At 58.2% G+C, this 22,968-nt stretch carries 24 protein-coding genes; 12 read left to right on the top strand and 12 right to left on the bottom strand.

Features of this window, described 5'->3' with window-relative positions:
- Positions 1–50: 50 nt before the first annotated feature.
- A complete protein-coding gene (locus I8E17_RS17045) occupies positions 51–1,004 on the bottom strand; it encodes a glutathione S-transferase family protein (protein ID WP_113366457.1) in 954 nt (317 codons plus the stop codon).
- A 161-nt stretch (positions 1,005–1,165) separates the two neighbouring features.
- On the opposite strand from I8E17_RS17045, the gene I8E17_RS17040 reads away from it, so the two are divergent.
- Both I8E17_RS17040 and I8E17_RS17035 read left to right on the top strand, forming a co-directional pair.
- Positions 1,166–1,456 carry a DUF2218 domain-containing protein gene (locus I8E17_RS17040; RefSeq protein ID WP_113366458.1) on the top strand — a complete coding sequence of 97 codons (291 nt, stop codon included), beginning with the start codon at positions 1,166–1,168 and terminating at the stop codon, positions 1,454–1,456.
- Between the two features lie 59 nt (positions 1,457–1,515).
- Positions 1,516–2,115: a nitroreductase family protein gene (locus tag I8E17_RS17035; RefSeq protein ID WP_113366459.1), complete on the top strand. Its 600-nt coding sequence runs from the start codon at positions 1,516–1,518 to the stop codon at positions 2,113–2,115.
- Between the two features lie 64 nt (positions 2,116–2,179).
- On the opposite strand, the gene gyrB is transcribed toward I8E17_RS17035, so the two are convergent.
- The 5 genes from gyrB to I8E17_RS17010 all read right to left on the bottom strand — a co-directional run bounded on the left by gyrB (position 2,180) and on the right by I8E17_RS17010 (position 7,520).
- Positions 2,180–4,609, bottom strand: coding sequence for a DNA topoisomerase (ATP-hydrolyzing) subunit B (gene gyrB, locus I8E17_RS17030; protein WP_069613919.1), 2,430 nt, complete (start codon positions 4,607–4,609; stop codon positions 2,180–2,182).
- A gap of 148 nt (positions 4,610–4,757) precedes the next feature.
- On the bottom strand, positions 4,758–5,123 hold the full coding sequence (locus I8E17_RS17025; RefSeq protein ID WP_069613918.1) for a helix-turn-helix domain-containing protein: 366 nt from the start codon (positions 5,121–5,123) through the stop codon (positions 4,758–4,760).
- Positions 5,120–5,704, bottom strand: a complete 585-nt coding sequence (locus I8E17_RS17020; RefSeq protein ID WP_113366460.1) for a Smr/MutS family protein — start codon at positions 5,702–5,704, stop codon at positions 5,120–5,122. Before I8E17_RS17020 ends, I8E17_RS17025 begins: the two co-directional genes overlap by 4 nt.
- Positions 5,704–6,822 (bottom strand): murein transglycosylase A, encoded by a 1,119-nt coding sequence (locus I8E17_RS17015; RefSeq protein WP_113366461.1) that lies wholly within the window; start codon positions 6,820–6,822, stop codon positions 5,704–5,706. Before I8E17_RS17015 ends, I8E17_RS17020 begins: the two co-directional genes overlap by 1 nt.
- Positions 6,819–7,520, bottom strand: a complete 702-nt coding sequence (locus I8E17_RS17010; protein ID WP_113366462.1) for a Tim44/TimA family putative adaptor protein — start codon at positions 7,518–7,520, stop codon at positions 6,819–6,821. Before I8E17_RS17010 ends, I8E17_RS17015 begins: the two co-directional genes overlap by 4 nt.
- Before the next feature lie 146 nt (positions 7,521–7,666).
- On the opposite strand from I8E17_RS17010, the gene I8E17_RS17005 reads away from it, so the two are divergent.
- The gene (locus tag I8E17_RS17005) at positions 7,667–8,185 is read left to right on the top strand and encodes an FxsA family protein (protein ID WP_113240375.1); all 519 of its coding nucleotides are present in this window, start codon (positions 7,667–7,669) and stop codon (positions 8,183–8,185) included.
- A 95-nt stretch (positions 8,186–8,280) separates the two neighbouring features.
- Positions 8,281–8,763 (top strand): protein-export chaperone SecB, encoded by a 483-nt coding sequence (gene secB, locus I8E17_RS17000; protein ID WP_069613913.1) that lies wholly within the window; start codon positions 8,281–8,283, stop codon positions 8,761–8,763.
- 75 nt (positions 8,764–8,838) lie between these two features.
- Here the strand turns inward: secB and dnaQ are convergent, their stop codons facing one another.
- The 5 genes from dnaQ to I8E17_RS16975 are packed head-to-tail and all read right to left on the bottom strand — an operon-like array spanning position 8,839 to position 12,478.
- Positions 8,839–9,555 carry a DNA polymerase III subunit epsilon gene (gene dnaQ, locus I8E17_RS16995; RefSeq protein WP_069613912.1) on the bottom strand — a complete coding sequence of 239 codons (717 nt, stop codon included), beginning with the start codon at positions 9,553–9,555 and terminating at the stop codon, positions 8,839–8,841.
- Between the two features lie 17 nt (positions 9,556–9,572).
- Complete coding sequence (gene coaE / locus I8E17_RS16990; protein ID WP_113366463.1) at positions 9,573–10,172, bottom strand: dephospho-CoA kinase; 600 nt, start codon at positions 10,170–10,172, stop codon at positions 9,573–9,575.
- Between the two features lies 1 nt (position 10,173).
- Positions 10,174–11,031 (bottom strand): shikimate dehydrogenase, encoded by an 858-nt coding sequence (locus I8E17_RS16985; protein ID WP_113366464.1) that lies wholly within the window; start codon positions 11,029–11,031, stop codon positions 10,174–10,176.
- On the bottom strand, positions 11,024–11,623 hold the full coding sequence (locus I8E17_RS16980; protein ID WP_113366465.1) for a Maf-like protein: 600 nt from the start codon (positions 11,621–11,623) through the stop codon (positions 11,024–11,026). The genes I8E17_RS16985 and I8E17_RS16980 overlap by 8 nt, the downstream gene beginning before the upstream one ends.
- 33 nt (positions 11,624–11,656) lie before the next feature.
- Positions 11,657–12,478 (bottom strand): pyruvate, water dikinase regulatory protein, encoded by an 822-nt coding sequence (locus I8E17_RS16975; RefSeq protein ID WP_069613909.1) that lies wholly within the window; start codon positions 12,476–12,478, stop codon positions 11,657–11,659.
- Positions 12,479–12,879: 401 nt separating this feature from the next.
- On the opposite strand from I8E17_RS16975, the gene hemE reads away from it, so the two are divergent.
- The 8 genes from hemE (at position 12,880) to I8E17_RS16935 (ending at position 21,776) form a co-directional block, all read left to right on the top strand.
- Positions 12,880–13,914 carry a uroporphyrinogen decarboxylase gene (hemE, locus tag I8E17_RS16970; RefSeq protein ID WP_069613967.1) on the top strand — a complete coding sequence of 345 codons (1,035 nt, stop codon included), beginning with the start codon at positions 12,880–12,882 and terminating at the stop codon, positions 13,912–13,914.
- Positions 13,914–14,459 (top strand): protoporphyrinogen oxidase HemJ, encoded by a 546-nt coding sequence (hemJ, locus tag I8E17_RS16965; RefSeq protein WP_113366507.1) that lies wholly within the window; start codon positions 13,914–13,916, stop codon positions 14,457–14,459. Before hemE ends, hemJ begins: the two co-directional genes overlap by 1 nt.
- A 198-nt stretch (positions 14,460–14,657) precedes the next feature.
- Complete coding sequence (gene rho / locus I8E17_RS16960; RefSeq protein WP_004127423.1) at positions 14,658–15,923, top strand: transcription termination factor Rho; 1,266 nt, start codon at positions 14,658–14,660, stop codon at positions 15,921–15,923.
- A 148-nt stretch (positions 15,924–16,071) separates the two neighbouring features.
- Positions 16,072–17,394, top strand: coding sequence for a tRNA uridine-5-carboxymethylaminomethyl(34) synthesis GTPase MnmE (gene mnmE, locus I8E17_RS16955; protein WP_229002041.1), 1,323 nt, complete (start codon positions 16,072–16,074; stop codon positions 17,392–17,394).
- A gap of 114 nt (positions 17,395–17,508) precedes the next feature.
- Positions 17,509–19,389, top strand: a complete 1,881-nt coding sequence (gene mnmG / locus I8E17_RS16950; protein WP_113366508.1) for a tRNA uridine-5-carboxymethylaminomethyl(34) synthesis enzyme MnmG — start codon at positions 17,509–17,511, stop codon at positions 19,387–19,389.
- Positions 19,390–19,418: 29 nt separating this feature from the next.
- A complete protein-coding gene (gene rsmG, locus I8E17_RS16945) occupies positions 19,419–20,036 on the top strand; it encodes a 16S rRNA (guanine(527)-N(7))-methyltransferase RsmG (RefSeq protein ID WP_113366467.1) in 618 nt (205 codons plus the stop codon).
- A 21-nt stretch (positions 20,037–20,057) separates the two neighbouring features.
- Positions 20,058–20,855, top strand: a complete 798-nt coding sequence (locus I8E17_RS16940) for a ParA family protein (RefSeq protein WP_069613905.1) — start codon at positions 20,058–20,060, stop codon at positions 20,853–20,855.
- Between the two features lie 36 nt (positions 20,856–20,891).
- A complete protein-coding gene (locus I8E17_RS16935; RefSeq protein ID WP_069613904.1) occupies positions 20,892–21,776 on the top strand; it encodes a ParB/RepB/Spo0J family partition protein in 885 nt (294 codons plus the stop codon).
- Between the two features lie 153 nt (positions 21,777–21,929).
- Here I8E17_RS16935 and holA read toward each other — a convergent pair whose 3' ends face one another.
- The gene (holA, locus tag I8E17_RS16930) at positions 21,930–22,967 is read right to left on the bottom strand and encodes a DNA polymerase III subunit delta (RefSeq protein ID WP_113366468.1); all 1,038 of its coding nucleotides are present in this window, start codon (positions 22,965–22,967) and stop codon (positions 21,930–21,932) included.
- Between the last annotated feature and the right edge of the window lies 1 nt (position 22,968).

Below are 22,968 nucleotides of genomic sequence, written 5' to 3'. Positions count from 1 at the left end.
TTCTACCGAACGAGGCGGACCTTAGACCGGTTTTGATATGCGGTCGAGTATCAGAACAGCTCGTCCAGCGCCGGTCCAAGCGGCACGATGCCGGTGGGATTGAGCGTCGAAATCGAGTAGTAGCCACGCTTGATATGGTCGAAATTCACCGTTTCGGCAACACCCGGCCAATCGAGCATGCGGCGACAGAAGGACTGGAGATTGGCATAGTCCGACAGCCGGCGGAGATTGCATTTGAACAGGCCGTGATAGGCGACGTCGAAACGGACAAGGGTGACGAACAACCGGATGTCGCTTTCCGTCGGATATTCGGCAAAGAGGAAGTCCCTGCCCTCCAGCTCCGTCTCGACCTGGTCGAGGCAATCGAAGACCTCATTGAAGGCCTCTTCATAAGCAGTCTGCGTCGTTGCGAAGCCAGCGCGGTAGACGCCGTTGTTGAGCGCGGGATAGATCCGGGCATTGAAGCTGTCGATTTCGTCCCGCTTGTCGGCCGGATAGAGATCGATGTCATTGCGGGCAAGATCGCCGAAACCGTCATTCAGCATGCGCAGGATATCGGAGGACTCGTTGTTGACGATCGTGTCTTTCTGCTTGTCCCATAGGACCGGCACCGTGGCGCGGCCGGTGAAGTGAGGATCGGCCTTCGTGTAGATCTCATGCATATAGGTAGCGCCGTTTATGAGGTCGTTCGTCGCGCCGGGATAATCGCCGAACCGCCAGCCCTGCTTGGAGAGCGCCGGCTCGACCACGGAAACCGAAATAGCCTCTTCCAGCCCCTTCAGCTTGCGGCCGATCAGGGTGCGCGACGCCCAGGGGCAGATCAGCGCGACGTAGAGGTGATAGCGGCCAGCTTCCGCCTTGAAACCGCCCTCGCCCGTCGGCCCCGGCCGGCCATCCGGCGTCACCCAGTTGCGGAAGCTCGAAATCTGGCGAACGAAACCGCCCTTCTCATCCTTGGCCTGGACGGGCTGCCAATCCTCAGTCCATTTTCCATTTACCAGCAAGGCTCTGTCTCCGCTCGCACACGTTCCTATCGACGCTCAGCATAGCGAAACAGAATTTCACTGGAATAACGCAAACTTGAAACAGACTGTCTACCTGGCGAATGCAGATGCCTCTATGTATCAAACGACGCGTTTGCGAACAGGTTTATCGGAGAAATCCCATGGCTACATCCGTTTCCCACGTCAGGACCGATCATGCCAGCCGCTATCTCCAGCAGCTCTGCAAGCATTGGAGCCATCGCTTCAGCGTCGAATTCGATGCGGCTGCAGGCAGGGTGCCGTTCAGCGCGGAAAACTTCCTCGATCTGGCAGCCGAGCCCGGCAACCTCGTCATGATGCTGACGGTCGAGAAGCCCGAAGACCTCGAGCGCATGCAGAACGTCGTCGCAGAGCACCTCAAGCGCTTCGCCTTTCGCGAGGAGCTTGACGTGAGCTGGGCTGCCCAAGTTTAAGTTCACATCTCTATTCATAACCAGCCAACGGCCGATCATATCCAAGGAAAGAAGCCCTTATGACATCAAGCAACAGCCGCGAATCCCAATATCCGATAGACAAGCTCTTTCTCGACCGCTGGTCGCCCCGCGCCTATTCCAACGAGGCGATGTCGGAAGCAGACCTGCTGACCATTCTGGAAGCAGCGCATTGGGCACCTTCCGCCTCGAACCTGCAGCCCTGGCGCTTCCTCTATGCCCTGCGCGGCTCGGAACATTGGGACCGGTTTTTGAGCGTTCTGATCGACTTCAATCAAAGCTGGGTGAAATCCGCCGGTGCGCTGCTTTTCGTCATTTCCCGCACTCACAGCGGCGAGCTTGGCTCGGCCGAACAGAAGCCGAGCTACAGCCATTCCTTCGATGCGGGCGCGGCCTGGGGCTTCCTGGCAATCCAGGCGCATTTAGCCGGCTATGAAGCTCATGGCATGACGGGCTTTCACGTCGAAAAGGCGTATGAGGTTCTCGGCATTCCCGATGGCTTCCGGGTCGAGGCTGCCGTGGCGATCGGCAAGATCGGCGACAAGAACCAGCTTCCGGAAAAGCTGCGCGAGCGCGAAGTGCCGAGCCAGCGCAAGCCACTTTCGGAACTCGCCTTCAACGGCACCTTCATCGCCAAGTAACCGATGAAAAGAAAAGGGCCCGCCGAAACATTCGGCGGGCCCTTTTGCATACGATGGCGAACGATCAGATATCGAGATTGGCAACGCTCAGCGCGTTATCCTGAATGAACTCGCGCCGCGGTTCGACCTCATCGCCCATGAGCCGGGCAAACAGGCCATCGGCATCGGTCGCATCCGTGACCTTTACCTGCAGCAGAGAGCGGACGTTTGGATCAAGCGTCGTTTCCCAGAGCTGCTCGGCATTCATCTCGCCAAGACCTTTATAGCGCTGCAGCGTCAGCCCCTTGCGGCCGCCGGCAAAGATCGTGTCCAGCAGCTGGCGGGGACCGGAAATCTCCGTCTCGCCATCGCGGCGAACAAGCTTCGGCGGTGTGACATAGACTTCCTTCAGCCGCGAGCCGAGCTGGTCGATCAGGCGGGCATCCTGTGAACCGATGAGCGCCATGTCGAGGAACACGACTTCCTTGACGCCACGCACGGTGCGCTCGAAGCGCAGGCCGCCCTCGCCCGTTACGGCACCGCTCCAGCCGCGCTCGGTTTCCTCGGCGATGACGTCGAGCCGCTTGGCGACATCATTGGCGAGCTCCTCCGCCCGCGTCGGATTGCTGACCATTTCGGCGTTGAGAGCACCTGCGATTGCCGCCTGTTCGACCACGGCGCGATTGTAGCGGGAATGCAGATTATCGATCAGGGTGCGCAGGCGCAGCGCATCATAGATCGCTTCGCGCAGATCCTGGCCGATGCGGACCTCACCGTTGCCGAGGCGCAGGCTGGCATCTTCGGTGCCCTGGCCGATGAGATACTCTTCCAGCGCCTTCTCATCCTTGACATATTGCACCGACTTGCCGCGCGTCACCTTATAAAGGGGCGGCTGAGCGATGTAGAGATGGCCGCGCTCGATGAGATCGGGCATCTGCCGGAAGAAGAAGGTTAGAAGCAGGGTGCGGATATGCGCGCCGTCGACGTCTGCGTCCGTCATGATGATGATCTTGTGATAGCGCAGCTTTTCGGCGTTGAATTCGTCCTTGCCGATGCCGGTGCCGAGCGCCGTGATCAGCGTGCCGATTTCCTGGCTCGACAGCATCTTGTCGAAGCGAGCGCGTTCGACGTTCAGGATCTTGCCGCGCAGCGGCAGGATGGCCTGATTTTCGCGCGAACGGCCCTGCTTGGCCGAACCGCCGGCCGAATCACCCTCGACGAGGAAGACCTCGGATTTGGCGGGATCGCGCTCGGAGCAGTCGGCAAGCTTGCCGGGCAAAGAGGCGATATCCAGTGCACCCTTGCGGCGCGTCAGTTCGCGCGCCTTGCGGGCGGCTTCGCGAGCCGCAGCAGCTTCGACGACTTTGCCGACCAGAACCTTGGCTTCGGACGGATGTTCTTCGAGCCATGTACTGAGGGCTTCGTTGACCAGGCTTTCGACGACCGGACGAACTTCAGAGGAAACCAGCTTGTCCTTGGTCTGCGACGAGAATTTCGGATCGGGAACCTTGACCGACAGCACGGCGGTCAGGCCTTCGCGGCAGTCGTCGCCCGTCAGCGTCACCTTTTCCTTCTTGGTGATGCCAGACGAATCGGCATAGGAGGTGATCTGGCGCGTCAGAGCCGCGCGGAAGCCGGCCATATGGGTGCCGCCGTCGCGCTGCGGGATGTTGTTGGTGAAGCAGAGCACGTTTTCGTGGTAGCTGTCGTTCCACCACATCGCCACTTCGACGGTGATGCCGTCCTTCTCACTGCGGATCGACACCGGCTTCTGGACGAGCGGCTTCTTGGCGCGGTCGAGATAGGAGACGAAGGCTTCCAGACCGCCGTCATAGAGCATTTCTTCCTGCTTGACGTCGGAATGCCGCTTGTCGGTCAAGAGAATGCGGACGCCGGAATTCAGGAAAGCGAGTTCGCGCAGGCGATGCTCCAGCGTTCCGTAATCGAATTCCGTCATGGTGAAGGTTTCGGCACTCGGCATGAAGCTGACTTCGGTGCCGGTGGCTTCGCCGGCATCGCCTGTTACCTTCAGCGGCGCGTCGGCAACACCGTGGGTAAAGCTCATCTCATGGATCTTGCCCTGGCGGCGGATCTTCAGGCGCAGCCAGACGGAAAGCGCGTTGACGACCGAAACACCGACGCCGTGCAGGCCGCCGGAGACCTTGTAGGAATTCTGGTCGAACTTACCGCCGGCATGAAGCTGGGTCATGATAACCTCAGCCGCCGAAACACCTTCGCCGCTGTGAATATCCGTCGGGATGCCGCGGCCGTTGTCCGTCACGGTGACGGATCCGTCGGGATTGAGCGTCACCGTCACGATATCGGCATGGCCGGCCAGGGCTTCGTCAATTGCGTTGTCGACGACCTCATAGACCATATGATGCAGGCCCGAGCCGTCATCCGTGTCACCGATATACATGCCCGGACGCTTGCGCACGGCATCAAGGCCTTTCAAAACCTTGATGCTATCTGCGCCATATTCGGCATTGCCGCCATTATCGGTAATATCGGTCATTTTATTGAAGTCTTTCCAGCGTTTAGAGAATATCGCCGATCTCTTGCGAATCAGCGGTTTTTCCTAGCCTGAATATAGGATGTTTCACCCTGAAGTTCCAAACGGAAGGCCCCGAAATCAGGTATAAAACAGGGGATTAAGGCGGTTTTCAGCCGGTTTTTCCGGCATTTTCCAGAACCTTGGAAAGTTCGCGGATCGTTGCCGCGTCAAGGCTTCGGATCTTGCCGGCTAAGTGATTGACAAAGGCCGTATATTCCGGCGAAAGCCCGGAGGTATCGACGACCACGCGCGGGTCGGAAAACCGCGCCAGCAGGAACAGTTCCTCGGCCTCGTCCCAGATGATGTTGAAGTATCCGGCGATGCGCTGCAGGAGATCGAAGGTCGGCAGACCGCGCTTTCCGTGTTCTAAGGCGGATAAATAAGCCGGAGTTACGTTCAGCGCGGCCGCCATCTGCTTCTGCGAGACGCCCTTTCGCAATCTCAGTTTTCGCACCGCTTCGCCGAATGGGGTCAAGGCTTCTCCCCTTTCAGGCGCGACAGGCGAATATAGAGCGCACCTTCGCCGCCATGATGCTGTGCTGCCGTTTCGTAAGAAGAAATCAGGAACCGGAATTCGGGCTTGGAGAACCAGAGCGGCACGGCGCGCTTCAGGGCGCCCTCGCTGCCCATGGAGCTGCCCTTGCCTGTTATGACGAGCACATGGCGCAGGCCGCGGCTATGGGCGCGCATCAGAAAATCCAGAAGCATGCCATGGGCCTCGCTCTGGAAGAGGCCGTGAAGGTCGATCCTGGCCTCCAGCGCCAGATGACCCCTCGCGATCTTGCGCTTGACCGGACGTTCGAGCGGATGATGACGACCGGCGGGCTGCTTGGCCGGCGCCGGGGCTTCATGCGTTTCGGCCGAGGGAGGCACTGGCTTCGCCTTTGCGGCGCGGGCGCTTTCTTCGCGTTCGGCTTCCGCCTGCAGTGCGGCTTCGAAAGCCTCGATATCGGCCATGCGGCCAGGCATGGGGCGCGTGCTCTTAGCCACTTTGCCCCAGAGGATGCGGTCCTCCGCGCTGAGCTTTCGTTCCTTGTCCTTCCGTTCCGGGGCCATCAGCCGAACCTCTGCGCCGCCGCCTTCGGAATGAGTATATAAAAATCGGCATCGTTGCGCACGGTGCCGGCCAGCTCGCCTGCATCGTAGCCGGAACCGGTAAAGATATCCCCGCGCGCCGGCCCGACGATGGCGGAACCCGTATCGAGCGCCAGCATCAGCCGGGCGAAGGGCTTGCCGGCATCGAGATGGGTTAGGCTTTCAGACCGGATGAAGAAGGGAAAACCGAAAGTGTGGATCAGCCGGTCGACCGCAAGAGAACGGCCAGCCAGCAGCGGCACCTTCGCCGCTGCGATCGGCCCGAGAGCGGGATCGCTGACTTCGGCCTCACGGAAGAAGATATAGGACCGATTGTGCCAGAGGACTTCATCGACCTGCTCCGGATGTGCGTAGAGCCAGTCGCGGATCGTCTGCATGGAGATCGTCGTGCGATCCAGCAGCCCACGGTCGATCAGCAAACGCCCGACGGCCGAGAAGGGATGGCCGGCCTTGGCAGCATAGGTGATGCGGCCGAGGCGCCCATCCGGATAGCGCAGACGCGCCGCGCCCTGCACATGCACGAAGAAGACATCGACCTTGGATTTGGCCCAGGCGATTTCCAGCCCCTTGCCTTCGAGATAGCCGCGATCGATCTCGCCGCGGTCTGGATAGGTGGAAATTGCGCCACCCTGAAGCCTGCCGAACATATAGGACGGATCAATTTCGGCGGGCCGATTGCCGTCATCCAGATCGATCAGATCGGCCGGCCGGCGATAGAAGGGGTAGCGATAGGCTCCGTCCGGCACAGCCGAAACGTCTATTTCCGGCTCGAAGAAGGCGGTTACGAAACCACTGGCACCACCATCACGGCGAATGAAGAAAGGCTGGCAGTGTTCCTCGAAAAAAGCACGGGCTTCTGCCGCGTTGCGCGGTTCCTTCCCTTCCGCGGCATCGAGAAGTATCAGGAGATCATCGGCCGTCAGTCCGGCAGCGCCGGTGCGGTAGGGCTTCACATCGCGGATGTGAGTGCGACAGTCCTTCATCGCGCGAAAAAGGCTGGAAGGATCGTCCTCCTCCCAGCCCTTCAGATCGGCGAAGGTTACCGGCTCCAGCCTGAATTCCTGCGATGGGCTCGTCATTGTTCCGATTCGGTCGCCACGAGTTTCCAGTTCGGATCGCGCGAACGCGTGTCGCGGGCGAAGGTCCATAGATCGCTGATTTCGGCAACAGCTTCAGCATCGCCATCAATCAAGGTGCCGGCCTTGTCGTAGGTAGCCGAGATCATCTGGCTGACGATGCGCATGGTGATGAGGGCATCCGTTCCCCTCACCTCGGCGATGACGATATCTGCCTTATCGATGCCGACGAAGGTCGATTTGACCTTTTCACCCTTCGCCTCACGATCGGCGATGGCAGCATCGAATCCTTCATAGACCTCACGCGACAGCAGCCCCTTCAGAGACTTGCGGTCGCCTTCTGCAAAGGCCATGACGATCATCTCATAGGCCATGCGGGCACCGTTGACGAATTCCTTCGGATTAAAGGAAGGATCGGCTTTGCTCACTTCGCGCAGCGAATCATTAAGCGGCGTGCCGGCCGGGGTGAAGGCATCGATGGCGGCGAAACGGTCTTCTTCTTCGGTGCCATCGCGCCGCGGCAAGGTCACCACCTTGCCGGCATCCGGCGGCGTCGGACCATTGACCGGATCTGCGGAACCATAGAGATCGCGCGGCGGCTTCTCATTTCCTGTGCGGCGGCCGAGAACGCTGCGCAACTGAAAGAAAATCAGCACCGCCGCCACCAGGAAAAAGATCGTCACAAAGTCGTTTGCACCCATCTCGTATCGGAACCACCGTTAAAATTAAAAGATCAGTCCCCATATAGTCCGCATCGATCTATCATTCAAATAGCGGACCGGTTTCTTTATTATATGCGAGAAACCAACGCTTACGCGAAGAAACCCGCTCTCAGGACCACCGTAACATGCGCCTATCACTTCTTCCTATCTTCGTTTTTCTGATGCCTCTGGCTGAAATCGCCGGATTCATCGTCGTCGGGAAGATGATCGGCGTCTGGGCGACACTAGGGCTCGTCATCCTCAGCGTGCTGCTCGGTGCCGCTCTCTTGAGGATCCAAGGCATCGGTATTCTTCAGCGCATCTCGGCCGAAAGCCGCAACGGCGGCGATCCCGGCCGCGAGATGGTGCATGGCGCCATGATCGTCGTTGCCGCCTTCTTCCTGATGCTGCCCGGCTTCATCTCCGATATCATCGGCTTGCTGCTTTTCATCCCGGCCGTACGCGATCTCGCCTGGCAGGTTTTGCGCAAGCGTATCGTCGTCGTCGGCAATTCCCGGGCCTTCCGCCGCGGGCAAGGCCCGGGCGCCGGACCGCAAGGCCGGCCGAACAAACCCGGAAACGTCGTCGATCTCGACGAAGGCGATTTCCACCGGGAGCCGAACCGCAACTCGCCCTGGTCGGATCAAAAGCGGCTGGAAGACTAGGGAACGGCCTCCGGAGCGCCGGAGCCATAAGGGTTGTAAGCCCCTTTTCTAAATGCTAGATGGCGACACCCATCGAGACGTGAGAGGACACCCCCATGGCCAACGAGACCAACGGCAACGGTGCAGCCAGCCCGAGCCTCAGCATCCTTGCTCAGTACACCAAGGATCTTTCCTTCGAAAATCCGGGTGCTCCGCGCTCGCTCCAGGCCCGGGAAAATGCTCCCGACATCAATATCAATGTGAACGTCAACGCCAACCCGCTGTCGGATTCCGATTTCGACGTCGTGCTGACGCTGAGTGCCGAAGCCAAGGATGGCGAGCGCGTTCTCTTCCACACCGAGCTGGTCTATGGCGGCGTCTTCCGCGTCACCGGCTTCCCGCAGGAACACATGCTGCCGCTGCTCTTCATCGAATGCCCGCGCCTGCTGTTCCCTTTCGCACGCCAGATCATCGCCGACGTCACGCGCAATGGCGGCTTCCCGCCGCTGATGATCGACCCGATCGATTTTGCGCAGATGTTCACGCAGCGCATGGCCGAAGAACAGGCCCGCGCTCAGGTTTCGGCCGTTCCGAACTAAGATTTCCATCTCTTGGAAACAGAAATGCCCGGACACCAATCCGGGCATTTTCTTTTCGTACGCGAGAAAAGCAATTTATTCGGACGTGCGATATTTGGACCAGATGCCCTTCGCGCCGAGCTTGCTGACCAGCGCAGCATGAGCCGAAAGCTCTTCCTCACTCAGCCGAATGGGTAGTGGATTGGGTCGAGTAAAGATATCGACGACCACCTCCCCAGCATCCTCACTCTGGCGCGAGCGCGCCGATGAACCGACAGCACTGCCGAGCCCGAGCGCCGTCTGCCGGCCGCCGATCATCTCGATATAGACTTCGGCCAGCAGTTCGGAGTCGAGCAACGCTCCGTGTTTCGTGCGGTGCGAATTGTCGATGCCGTATCGACGGCAAAGCGCGTCCAGCGAATTCGGCCCCATCGGATGCTTGCGGCGCGCCATGGCGAGTGTATCGATCACCATATCGGGCAAGATCGGAGGGCGGCCAAGCCTTGCGAACTCCGCATTGACGAAGCCCATGTCGAAGGTGGCGTTGTGCGCAATCCATTTGGCGTCGCCGAAAAATTCAAGAATTTCGTCCGCGACGGTTTCGAAGAGCGGTTTGCCCGTCAGGAACTCATCGGTAATGCCGTGCACGGCCAGAGCATCGGGATGCACTTTGCGGTCACCCGGATTGATATAGATGTGCAGCGTCTTGCCGGTCGGAAAATGGTTGAAGAGCTCGATGCCGCCGATTTCGATGATGCGGTCGGCCCTGTTGTCGAGGCCGGTGGTTTCCGTATCGAAAATGATTTCGCGCATATCGAAACTCCGCTTTCCTATTTCTTGCTCTGCTGTTTGCGCCGCAGATCCGCGATGATCTCTTTGACCTGTTCGCCGGCCGCCTCGATGCTTCCACCGGTATCGATGACGTAATCGGCGCGTGCCCGCTTTTCCGCATCCGGCGTCTGGCGGGAGAGAATCATATTGAATTTTTCCTCCGTCATGCCCGGTCGAGCAAGCACCCTCTGCCGCTGAATCTGTGGATCACAGCTGACGACGACGATCTTATCCACTCGCTTGTCGGCGCCGGTTTCGAACAGCAGCGGGATATCCAGCACCACCATATCGGCGCGGGCCTTGCGCTGACGTTCCACAAACTGACGCTCGCGATCGCGCACCAGCGGATGGACGATGGCTTCGAGACGCTTGAAGCCAGAGGGATCGCCAGCAAGCTTTCGGCTAAGTTTCTGCCGATCGACCCTGCCGTCAGCCGTTGTCCCGGGGAAAGCAGCTTCGACCAAGGGAACGGCTTCGCCATTATAGAGATCATGCACGACCGCATCGGAATCGTTCACCGGGATTCCGGCTTCAGCGAAGAGTTTCGCCGAGGTCGACTTTCCCATACCGATCGATCCCGTCAGTCCGATCCTGATCATGCTAGTGCTTTTCCATGTCGGCGATGATCAATGCCCTCAAGGTTTCATCGACCGCAGGACGCTTTCCGAACCACTTTTCAAAGCCTGGCACGGCCTGATGCAGCAGCATGCCAAGACCATTGACGATGGCGAAGCCCTGTTCCTCGGCCTGAGCGAGAAGCGGCGTCTTCAGCGGTACATAGACAATGTCGGTGACGACGGCGCCTTCCACAAGAGGAGAGAAATCGATCCGGGGTGCCACTTCGCCATCCATGCCGAGCGAGGTCGTATTGATAAAGAGGCCGGCACCCTGCATGACCTCGCCGAGTGCGGCCATCGGATGGGCATGGACCCTCGCGCCAAACCGATCCGCCAATTCCTGCGCTCGCGGAACCGTGCGGTTGACAACATGGATTTCCTTGAAGCCGCGGTCGCGCACCGCCTGGATGACAGCGCGGCTGGCACCCCCTGCCCCGAGGATGACCGCACGATCACTGCGATCCCAACCGGGATGACGCTCGTCGAGATTCGCTGTGAAGCCGCGGCCATCGGTATTCGTTGCATGCAGCTTGCCATTTTCAAGCCACAGGGTGTTGGACGCGCCCAATTCTTCCGAAAGTTCGTCGGGCCTATCGGCGAGCTTGAAGGCTGCTTCCTTATAAGGGATGGTGACGTTGCCACCGACGAAGCCGCTGGAACCATCCTTCAAGGATGAGACGAACGCTTCGAAAGCCTCTACGGGAACTTCGTGTGCCCGGTAGCTACCGGCAAGCCCGAGCTGCCTCAGCCAATAACCGTGGATCAACGGCGAGCGCGAATGCCGGACCGGATAACCCGTTACGAAAGCGTTTACACTTTGTGTTTCACGTGAATCATCCATCGATCGTCCCCAACTCTCGCAGTTTTTCCAGAAGCGGCAGCATCGGCAAACCGACGATGGTGAAATAATCGCCGTCGACTTTCGAGAAAAGCTGGATGCCCTCACCCTCGAGCTGATAGGCGCCGACGCTTGACAATGCCTTCTCGCCAACGCGGCTCAGATGTCGATGGATGAAATCGGCCGGCAATTCCCGCATGGTGAGGTCGGCGTGAGACACGTGTTCCCATATGATGTCGCCGTTGCGCGCCAAAGCGATGGCGCTGTTCAGCCGATGGGTTCTACCCGATAGCGTCCGCAGATGATTTTCCGCCTCCGCCATCGACTTCGGCTTGTGAAAGACCTGGGCACCCAGCGACATAGTCTGATCCGAACCGATCACGAGCGATTCTGGGAAGCGATCGCTCACCTCTTTTGCCTTCGCCTTTGCCAGCACGAGCGCGACAGCATCCGGGCTGGCACCATCCACTTCCAGCGGTGCTTCGATCGCGCGCTCGTCGATATCGGCAGCAATAGCCTGAAAATGCAGCCCAGCATTTTCCATCAGCATCCGGCGGAACGGACTGGACGATGCGAGGATAAGGGGCGAGGTCATGACGGCTGCCTCCGAGATAATCATGTGCAGCGCTTAGCGCAGCTTGGGTCGCAGGGCAACAATAGCGGCGGCGGTCTCTTCGATCGAACGGCGGGTCACATCGATGATCGGCCAGTTATGTCTGGCGCAGAGCGAGCGGGCATATTTCAGCTCTTCGGAGATGGCGGCCCGATCGGTGTAGTCGCCGCGGTCGAAGCCAGGAGTCGTACCGAGGATGCGATTCTCACGGACCTGCGAGATCCGGTCTGTCGTCGCCACCAATCCGACGATCAACGGCTTTGTCGCCTTGATCAGGCTTTCCGGCAACGGCACGCCATGAACGATCGGAATATTGGCCGTCTTGATGCCGCGGTTCGCCAGATAGATGCTCGTCGGCGTTTTCGAGGTGCGGCTGATACCGATGATAACGACGTCCGCATCATCATAATCATCGGGCATCTGGCCGTCGTCATGATCCATGGTGAAGTTCAGCGCTTCGATGCGGGCGAAATAATCCGCATTCATCACATGCTGCGCGCCGACGCGACGACGCGACGCCGTGCCGAGATAGGTCTGGAAAACGTTCATGACCGGTTCGAGAACATTGACGGATGGTACGCCCATCTCCCTGCAGCGCTCGGCGATGAAATCGGCAAGCTCGCGATCGACGATCGTGTAGAGGACAATGCCCGGGCTGTGATCGATCGCTTCCAATACAGACAGAAGCTGCTTGCGATTTCTGATCAGCGGATAGACGTGCTCGATCGGCTGGCTGGCATGGAATTGCACGGAAGCAGCACGGCCGGCGGAAATGAGAGTCTCGCCCGTTGAGTCAGAAATCAGATGCAGATGAAAGAAGCTCGTTCGGTTTTCCACGCTACTTTCCATCGCCTGTTGATATCTCGGGAGAAAAGAGAGGTACGAGAAGGGGGCCATCTTGGGCAAGTGGAAAACGGCCGAGTTTTCCACATTTGGAATTTTCGAGAGATGGCTTTCGCGGTGGCTGTGAGCAATGTGGATAAGATCGACAACATCTCGCTTGTCCCCGACTTGTCCCCAGACGGCGAAAAGCCGACTTTCTCCTCAACCTCCTAAAAAGATTGAAAAATCACCTTTCTTATCCACATATTCGCTTGCGATCTCGAAATCTCTCCAAATCTATGCGCGAGGCGCGACAAATTGGACAGGCAAGGGATGAACTTTAATCCTTGCTACTCACCGACTCTAAGAAATAGAAACCTTTCAATATATGTTTGGTTTTATATAGGACGATGTCTGTGACTGATGAACGCCGGAAGATCATGCGGGTCTTGAGCGGAGAAACGCTCACCCCTCCCCCGCTCTGGCTGATGAGACAGGCAGGCCGTTATCTACCCGAATATCGCGAAACGCGTGCGAAGGCGGGAAGCTTCCTCGATCTCTGTTATTCGCCGGATCACGCCGTCGAAGTGACGCTGCAGCCGATCCGCCGTTATGGCTTTGATGCGGCCATTCTCTTCTCCGATATTCTCGTCATCCCCGATGCGCTGAAGCGGAATGTTCGTTTCACCGAAGGACATGGGCCGGAAATGGACCCGATCGACGAGACGGGCATCATGGCTTTGAAACCTGAGGGCATCACGGCGTATCTGGAGCCTGTCATGGAGACGGTGCGCCGGCTGCGGCAGGACTTGCCTCAGGAAACCACGCTGCTCGGCTTCTGCGGCGCTCCCTGGACCGTTGCGACCTATATGATCGCCGGACACGGCACGCCGGATCAGGCCCCTGCGCGGCTATTTGCCTATCGCTATCCCAAGGCCTTCGAACATCTGCTGATGCTGCTTGCCGACATATCAGCCGATTATCTCGTGGCGCAAATCGATGCCGGTGCGGATGCCGTCCAGATCTTCGATTCCTGGGCCGGTGTGCTTGGTGAGAAGGAATTCGAGGCTTTTGCCGTTAAGCCGGTTGCGAAGATGATCGCATCGATCAAGGCGCGGCGGCCACAGGCTCGGGTGATCGCCTTCGCCAAGGGTGCGGGCTATCTCTTGAAAACCTATCGGCAGAAGACGGGTGCCGATGCGATCGGCCTCGACTGGTCGGTGCCTTTGGCCTTTGCTCGGGAACTGCAGAAGGACGGGCCGGTGCAGGGCAATCTCGATCCGATGCGCGTGGTTGCCGGCGGCAAGGCTTTGGACGACGGTATCGACGATATCCTGCAGCAACTCGGAAATGGCCCGCTGATTTTCAATCTCGGGCATGGGATCACGCCGCAGGCCGATCCGGCCAATGTGGCGGCGCTGGTCGAACGCGTGCGGGGATGGAGGAGCTGATGACGGTAGAAAAGCAGACGGATTCCGCGCCGGGCCAGAAGGCCGGACGGCGGGCCTATTTCATGATCCTGATCTTTGCGGTGCTGGCGATCGGTCTGTTCGCCTGGCATCCGGTCGATCTCTATCTCTGGATCAAGGCTTTGCATATCATCGCCGTCATCTCATGGATGGCCGGCATGTTCTATCTGCCTCGACTGTTTGTCTATCACACCGATGCCGCGCCGGGATCGCAGCAATCCGAGACCTTCAAGGTGATGGAGCAGCGTCTGCTGCGCTATATCATCAACCCGGCAATGATCCTGACCTGGATATTCGGGCTTTATCTTGCCTGGTCTGTCTATGATTTCCAGGGCGGCTGGCTGCACGCCAAGATCGGACTTGTTGTGCTGCTATCGGCCGTTCACGGCCATTTCAGCGCTGCAGTGCGCGCCTTCGCCAGGGATGAAAACAAGCGCTCGGCGCGTTATTGGCGAATGATGAACGAGGCGCCGACGCTGTTGATGATCGCAATCGTCATTCTTGTGGTCGTCAAGCCGTTTGCGTGAGGCGCAACTGTATTATGGGCGACGTAAAATTTTTTTCATTTTGCGTGCCCCCCTTGCGGTTCAGAAAGTGAGTCGCTATTTTCCCGCCATCTTCTCTTCGTGGCATGTATCCATTCTGTCGCCCGCGAGCGCCCCTATCGCGGTTCTGAATACGAGCAACATTGCCTTTCCCTCCTAAAAAAACGAGTAATTCCCTTCATGGCTGAAATGAAGCTTCAGGAACTGAAAAATAAATCCCCGACCGATCTTCTGGCCTTTGCCGAATCGCTCGAGGTGGAAAACGCCAGCACGATGCGCAAACAGGAATTGATGTTTGCGATCCTGAAGGTGCTGGCGAGCCAGGACGTGGAAATCATCGGCGAGGGCGTCGTCGAGGTTCTGCAGGATGGCTTCGGTTTCTTGCGTTCCGCGAATGCAAACTATCTTCCCGGTCCGGACGACATCTATATTTCCCCCTCCCAGATCCGCCGCTTCTCCTTGAAGACGGGCGATACGGTCGAGGGACCGATCCGCGGACCGAAGGAAGGCGAGCGCTATTTCGCGCTGCTGAAAGTCAACACCATCAATTTCGACGATCCCGAAAAGATCCGTCACAAGGTTCACTTCGACAATCTGACACCGCTCTATCCGAACGAGCGGTTCCGTATGGAACTCGACGTTCCCACGTCGAAGGATCTTTCGCCCCGTGTGATCGACCTGGTGGCGCCGCTCGGCAAGGGCCAGCGCGGTCTGATCGTCGCACCGCCGCGTACGGGTAAGACTGTTCTCCTTCAGAATATCGCCCATTCCATTACCGCCAATCATCCGGACTGCTATCTGATCGTTCTGCTGATTGACGAGCGTCCGGAAGAAGTGACTGACATGCAGCGCTCCGTGCGCGGCGAAGTCATCTCGTCGACCTTCGACGAGCCGGCCGTGCGCCACGTCCAGGTTGCCGAAATGGTCATCGAGAAGGCCAAGCGTCTGGTCGAGCACGGCCGTGACGTCGTCATCCTGCTCGACTCGATCACCCGCCTTGGCCGCGCCTATAACACTGTTGTCCCCTCTTCCGGTAAGGTTCTGACCGGTGGTGTGGACGCCAACGCCCTGCAGCGTCCGAAGCGCTTCTTCGGCGCTGCGCGTAATATCGAAGAAGGCGGTTCGCTGACGATTATCGCGACGGCGCTGATCGATACCGGCAGCCGTATGGACGAAGTGATCTTCGAAGAATTCAAGGGTACCGGTAACTCGGAAATCGTGCTTGACCGCAAGGTTGCCGATAAGCGCATCTTCCCGGCGATGGATATCCTCAAGTCCGGTACGCGTAAGGAAGACCTGCTGGTGCCGCGCCAGGATCTGCAGAAGATCTTCGTTCTTCGCCGTATCCTCGCACCGATGGGCACGACCGACGCGATCGAGTTCCTGATCGACAAGCTCAAGCAGACAAAGAACAACCCGGATTTCTTCGATTCGATGAATACGTAATCCTTAGCCGGATTCGTCATATTGCCGCTTTAGCGGTGCTTCCATGGTGTTATGATCGGGCTGCGACTTGCAGCCCGATTTTGTTTTGTGGGATCGGAAGCCGGGATCAAGGGTCGCTCGGCAATCGATTCGGATGCGGATCAATCTTATGTTGGCGATGAACGAGACGATCTATGCTTTGTCCAGCGGCGGTTTACCGGCCGGCGTTGCTGTGATCCGTATCAGCGGAGATCAGGCGCTGCGTGTTGCCGAATCTCTTGCCGGTACGCTGCCGCAGCCGAGGCAGGCCGCGCTGAGAACGATTCGGACTCGTAACGGCGGTCTGGTGATAGACCGCGGCTTTGTCCTGGTTTTTCCCGGTCCAGCCTCTTTTACGGGCGAAGATTGCGTCGAGATTCATGTCCACGGCGGTAAAGCTGTGGTGAACGCGCTTCTGGAAGAGCTCTCGACCTTCGAGCATTGCCGAATGGCGGAACATGGTGAGTTTTCGCGACGCGCACTCGAGAATGGAAAAATGGATCTGGTGGAGGTGGAAGGTCTTGCCGATCTCATTGGCGCGGAAACGGAGATGCAGCGTCGGCTTGCGTTGGAGCATGCGGCCGGTGGGCTCTCGGATCTCTATAACGGTTGGGCGGACAGGCTGACGCGGGCGCGCGCCTTGATCGAGGCAGAACTCGATTTCGCCGATGAAGACGATGTGCCTGGTTCAGTCTCCGATATGGTATGGACCGATATGAAGCGGCTGCGTCTTGAAATTTCCGACCATCTCGCAGGCGCCGATCTCGGCGAGATCATCCGGGATGGCTTGAAGGTGGTCATTGCAGGCGCGCCAAATGCTGGCAAGTCCAGTCTCATGAATGCGTTGGCAAAGCGCGAGGTGGCGATCGTCACCGATATCGCCGGCACGACCCGTGACGTATTACACGTCGATCTGAATATAGAAGGGTATGCCGTCAAGCTTTATGATACGGCTGGGTTGCGGGATACGGATGAGGTGGTGGAGCGTGAGGGCATTCGTCGGGCACTGCGGACGGTTGCGGATGCGGACCTTGTTCTGTCTCTGGCCGAGATTGGCGGTGAGGCACAGCGGAGTTTTCCGGGTTTTGCCGGCAAGGTCCTGACTGTCGGTACGAAAGCCGATATTCACGCCGAGAAAACCAATCAATATGATTTGCTGATCTCCTCGACCACCGGCTCAGGCCTGGCGGAATTGCACGAGCTTCTGCGGCAGGATCTGCAGGCCCGTTCCGGGGCGCTATCGCTCGCTTTGCCGAGTCGGCTGCGTCATCGCACCCTGCTTGCAGCCAGTCTTGATGCGGTCGAGGCTGCACTAGGTTCGGAAGATCGCGGCCTGGATATCAGGGCCGAATACCTAAGACAGGCGGCAACAAGCCTCGGACGCATAACCGGCCGCGTCGATGTGGAAGATTTGCTGGACGTGATCTTCTCAGAATTCTGCATAGGAAAATGATTCACGTGAAACAGAGAGTCATATACTCTTACTCTCACCAGACGTTTCACGTGAAACCTTCTTGACTCCTGAAATTGGTGTGCCAAACAAGCGGCACGACCGAAGGACCTGATGATGTTCGATAAAGCGTATGATGTGATCGTTGTGGGTGGCGGCCATGCGGGCAGCGAGGCTGCAGCTGCGGCCGCACGCCTCGGTGCGCGCACGGCATTGATAACACATAAGCCCGACACGATCGGTGTGATGTCCTGCAATCCCGCCATTGGCGGTCTCGGCAAAGGCCACCTGGTCCGGGAAATTGACGCTCTCGACGGCTTAATGGGCCGTACTGCGGATGCTGCCGGCATCCAGTTCCGTATGCTCAACCGTAAGAAGGGTCCCGCCGTACGCGGTCCGCGCACTCAGGCGGACCGCAAGCTCTATCGACTAGCCATGCAGGCGGAAATCGGCGCAATTGATAATCTAGATGTTATCGAGGGCGATGCTTTCGATCTTACCTTCGAGCACGGCAGGGTGTCGGCGGTGATCCTGAAGGACGGGCGCGCCATTCGCTGCGGCGCTGTTGTTCTGACCACAGGCACTTTTCTCCGCGGTCTCATTCATATCGGCGACAAGAAGATCCCGGCCGGCCGTGTTGGCGAAGAGCCGTCGCTTGGGCTTTCTGCCACATTGCTGCGACACGGCCTTGCTCTAGGGCGATTGAAAACTGGAACGCCTGCTCGCCTTGAAGGAACGACCATCGATTGGAATTCCGTCGGACGTCAGGGGGCGGACGAAGATCCAACACCCTTCTCATTTATGACCCATTCCATCGTGAATCCGCAGATTGAATGTGGGGTAACCAGAACCACGCCCGAAACCCACAGGATCATTGCCCAAAACCTGAAGCGCTCCGCAATGTATTCTGGTCAGATTGAAGGTGTCGGACCGCGCTATTGCCCGTCGATCGAAGACAAGATCGTCAAATTCGGTGAACGCGACGGTCATCAAATCTTCCTTGAGCCGGAGGGATTGGATGACAGCACGGTCTATCCAAACGGCATATCGACCTCCCTGCCCGAGGATGTTCAAGATGAATTCATTAGGACCATTCCGGGTCTGGAACGAGTTCGCATTCTCCAGCACGCCTATGCCATTGAGTATGACCACGTCGATCCGCGCGAGTTGAAGCTGTCCCTCGAAGTGGAAAAGATTCCGGGACTTTTTCTGGCGGGCCAGATCAACGGCACGACGGGCTATGAGGAAGCTGGGGCTCAGGGTCTCGTCGCCGGGCTGAATGCTGCGCGTCTCGCTAGTGGTGGCAAAGCCATCGAATTTAGCCGAACGGAATCCTATATCGGTGTGATGATCGACGATTTGACCTCTCGGGGTGTGTCCGAGCCATATCGTATGTTCACGTCCCGTGCGGAATATCGCTTGTCGCTCCGCGCTGACAATGCTGACGTTCGCCTTACGCCCGTCGGGCTGGCCTTGGGCTGCGTCGGTTTCAGCCGTGCAGCGCGTTTCAGCCAATATGTAAAGAGGCTTGAACAGACGCGTGACCAGCTGAGAAGCCTGACGGTAACACCGAACGAAGCCGAAAAGGCAGGTATGCATCTTAACAAGGACGGTCAGCGGCGTTCAGCCTATGAGCTTCTTTCTCATCCTGGTCAGTCGGTGGAGAACCTGTCGCGGCTATGGCCGGAATTGCGGTGCATCGAGCGTAACGTAGCCGAGGCCATCGAGATCGAGGCGGCTTATGCCGTCTATATGGATCGCCAGACAGCCGATATCGTGCAGGCCCGCAAGGAAGAAGAGCGCGTCATTCCGCCGGAATTTGATTTTTCGGTTCTTTCAGGATTGTCCAATGAGCTGAAACAGAAGCTGGAAGTAGCGCGGCCGAAGAATATCGCCCAGGCCTCGCGCATCGACGGGATGACGCCGGCGGCTATCTCTTTGCTATTGGCTTATTTGAGGAAAATGAGCGTGCCGGAAGACCAGAAGCTCGTTTCCTGACAATACTACAAGGTTAGAGAGTCCATAGCATGGAATTGAACGGTGTGCGTGTTTCACGTGAAACACAGGAACGGCTAAAGCATTTTGCGCAACTTTTCCAGAAATGGGCGAAGACCATCAATCTTGTTGCGCCATCCACGATTGACGATCTCTGGCGCCGTCACATCGCGGATAGCGCGCAGATTTTCCAGCTGCATCCGGCAACGGATCATTGGGTGGATTTGGGGAGTGGTGGTGGATTTCCGGGTGTAATAACTGCAATCCTGTTGGCGGAAAAAGGTGCGGGACACGTCGACCTGGTTGAAAGCAATCAGAAAAAAGCTGCTTTTCTGCGTGTCTGTCTGCGGGAATGCTCGGCACGAGGCGCTGTTCATGCCATTCGCATCGAAGAGGCACCGGCAGCGATCCAGAGCTGCGACGCTATCTCAGCGCGGGCTCTTGCGGAGCTTGAAATGTTGCTGGATTACACAGCCCCCTGGCTCGAGCGCAACGAAAATCTGCGCCTCTTCCTGCACAAAGGCCGGGATTACGAACGCGAGCTGCAGAAAGCCCGTGGTCGTTGGCAATTCGATCTGGTAAAACATCAGAGTGTCGTTGAGCGAGATTCCGTCATTCTGGAGCTCAGTCGCCTTCGACGCCTGATTTAACCATAATTGGATGTGCGGCAGATGATCGGCGAGCGAAACCGGATTATTACCATCGCAAATCAAAAGGGCGGCGTTGGCAAGACCACGACCGCGATCAATCTGGCGACGGCTCTTGCCGCCATTGGTGAGCGCGTCCTGATTGTCGATCTCGATCCCCAAGGCAATGCCAGCACGGGGTTGGGTATTGAGCGGCGTGACCGCAAGCTGTCTTCCTACGATCTGTTGGTGGGTAGCCACGGGGTCATGGATACGGTCCAGGAAACGGCTGTTCCGAATCTCTTCATCGTGCCATCGACCATGGATCTGCTTGGTGTTGAGATGGAGATCGCGCAGCAACCGGACCGCGTTTTCAAGCTGCGGCGCGCGCTGAATGCTTCGGATGCCCTCGCCTTTTCCTATATTCTGGTGGACTGCCCGCCTTCCTTTAACCTTCTGACGATGAATGCAATGGCCGCGGCTCATTCTGTTTTGGTGCCGTTACAGTGCGAATTTTTCGCCCTGGAAGGCCTCAGCCAGCTGCTGGAGACGGTCGATCAGGTAAGGCGCACGGTCAACCCGTCCCTCGACATCCAGGGAATCGTCTTGACCATGTTCGATTCCCGCAACAATCTGGCGCAGCAGGTTGTCACCGATGTACGGACTCATCTTGGCGAGAAGGTCTACCATACGTTGATTCCACGCAACGTTCGCGTGTCGGAGGCGCCGTCCTACGGCAAGCCCGCCATTCTTTACGACCTGAAGTGCGCGGGCAGCCAGGCCTATCTGCAGCTCGCTTCGGAAGTAATCCAAAGAGAGCGGCAGCGAAAAGCTGCCGCCTGATATGACGTAGTATTTGTTCCAGAGTGAGTATCGGCGATGAATGATGATCTTTCGAAGCGGCGTCTCGGGCGCGGACTGGCGGCTCTCATCGGGGAGATGGATCAGCCGACGCCCGTGGATGCCGGCAGACCGGCCGTCAATCCCGATCGCCTGGTGCCGATCGAATTCATCAGCCGCAATCCACGTAATCCTCGCCGCTATTTCGACGAGACCGAGCTGCATGATCTCGCCAGTTCCATTCGCCAGCACGGGATCGTGCAGCCGGTCGTGGTCCGCACCATTTCTTCCGATCGCTATGAGATCATCGCCGGTGAACGGCGCTGGCGAGCGGCACAGCTTGCGGGTCTGATCGAAATTCCAGTGATCGTTCGCGATGTCGATGACAAGACCGCGCTGGAGATCGCCATTGTCGAGAATGTGCAACGCGCGGACCTCAATCCATTGGAAGAGGCGCTGGGTTACGAGCAACTGATCGCTGAGCACGGCTATACACAAAACGATCTTGGCGAAATCATCGGCAAGAGCCGGAGCCATGTCGCCAACTCTCTGCGTCTGTTGAAGCTTCCCGACCCGGTGCGTGATATGCTTGCCGCAGGCTCGCTTTCCGCCGGCCATGCCCGCGCTCTCGTTTCGACCTCCGATCCGACCGCGCTGGCGCGAACTGTTGTTTCCAAGGGCATGTCGGTTCGCGATGCCGAACGTCTCGCGCAGAATGACATCAAGGCTCAGAACGACCCCCGCCCCGTCGGCGCGCGCAGGGATGAGAAGGATTCCGATACGCTGGCTCTTGAGCGTACGCTGTCTGACACGCTAGGGCTCGATGTTTCCATCAATCATCGCGGCAATGGCGGCCAGGTGAAGATCAGCTATAAGACGCTGGAACAACTCGAGGAAATCTGCCGGCTTCTGGAGCGCCGCTAAGACGGTTCTGCTCTGCATGGAACGTCAAATCGTTCCAGCCGTTTGCTTCTCGCGATTGCGCGGAAAGGTTACTATAGTCCTGTAGAAACAATGGGATAGGCTTTGCGGCATCCGCATGGTGGATACCTGTCCAAGTCTGTTTCCCGTGAAACATCAACCCCTGCGCGCCGACTGCAATGTGGTCGCAAGCAGGGTTTGTGTTGCGATCGTGTCTTCGAGGCTCGCACGCTGGCGTGTCTGGAGAATGGCGGATTGAAGCCTGTTCATCTCGCGTGCGATAGCAGGGCCCGACCAGGTCTTGAGGGCCTGTTCAATGATCGGCTTACGCCTGAAATGCAGATGGCGCCCATGTGTTTGCATGACCTGTGCCGGGGCGACGCGCTTTTCATCCATTTCGGCTCGCATCGTATCGAGCATCTGAAATTGCCGCAGGCAGCTCTGCAGCACGAGAAACATCGGAGTTTTGGAGGAGGCGATCTTCTGCATGGCATGCAGAAAGGCCTCGGAATCCCCTTTCAGGATGGCATCGACGGCATCGTCAGTGGAAATCGCGCTGGCATCGCCGATGATCTCCATGACATGGTTCTCGTCGATCGTGCCCTGCCCGCGGCAGTAAAGCGCCAGTTTGCGCACCTCGTTTCGGGAGGCGATCCGGTCGCCGCCTAGAAGCTCGAGTAATGCCTGACGGGCTGCCGGGGCGATGCGCAACCCTTCATTTGCCAGTTCTGTATCGATCAGACTATTCAGCGCTCTGGCATCGTCGGCATAGCAGGGAATGGTTGCGACCGAGCGCGTCGGTTCCGCCACCTTGCGCAGACCTGCGCCCTTCTTCAGATCGCCGGCTTCAATGATGACGAAGCTTGCCTCCGGCGGGCTTTCGGCAATGATCTGCAGCGAATCGACCAACGCTTTTTCATTGGCGGCGCCGCGAATCCAGACGAGCTTTTCGCCGCCGAACAAACCGATAGCGTTGACTTCGTCGAGCAGGCGACCGGCATCGTTCTGCAGGTCACCGACATCGAGTTTGATGAGGGAAAAGGCATCATTGAGATCGACGCCGGTCCTGGCGGCGATCTGTGCGGCACGTTCGGAAACGAGGCCGCGATCCGGGCCGTAGATTACGAAGACCCGATAATTTCGCGCGGCATTTTGCAGGAATCCATCAAATTCGTGAGACTTGATTTCTACCATG

It is taken from the genome of Rhizobium sp. AB2/73, from assembly GCF_020871915.1.
Classification (GTDB): Bacteria; Pseudomonadota; Alphaproteobacteria; order Rhizobiales; family Rhizobiaceae; genus Rhizobium; species Rhizobium dioscoreae.
Note: the sequence above shows the minus strand (reverse complement) of the source record. Positions and strands in the feature narration are given on the sequence as shown.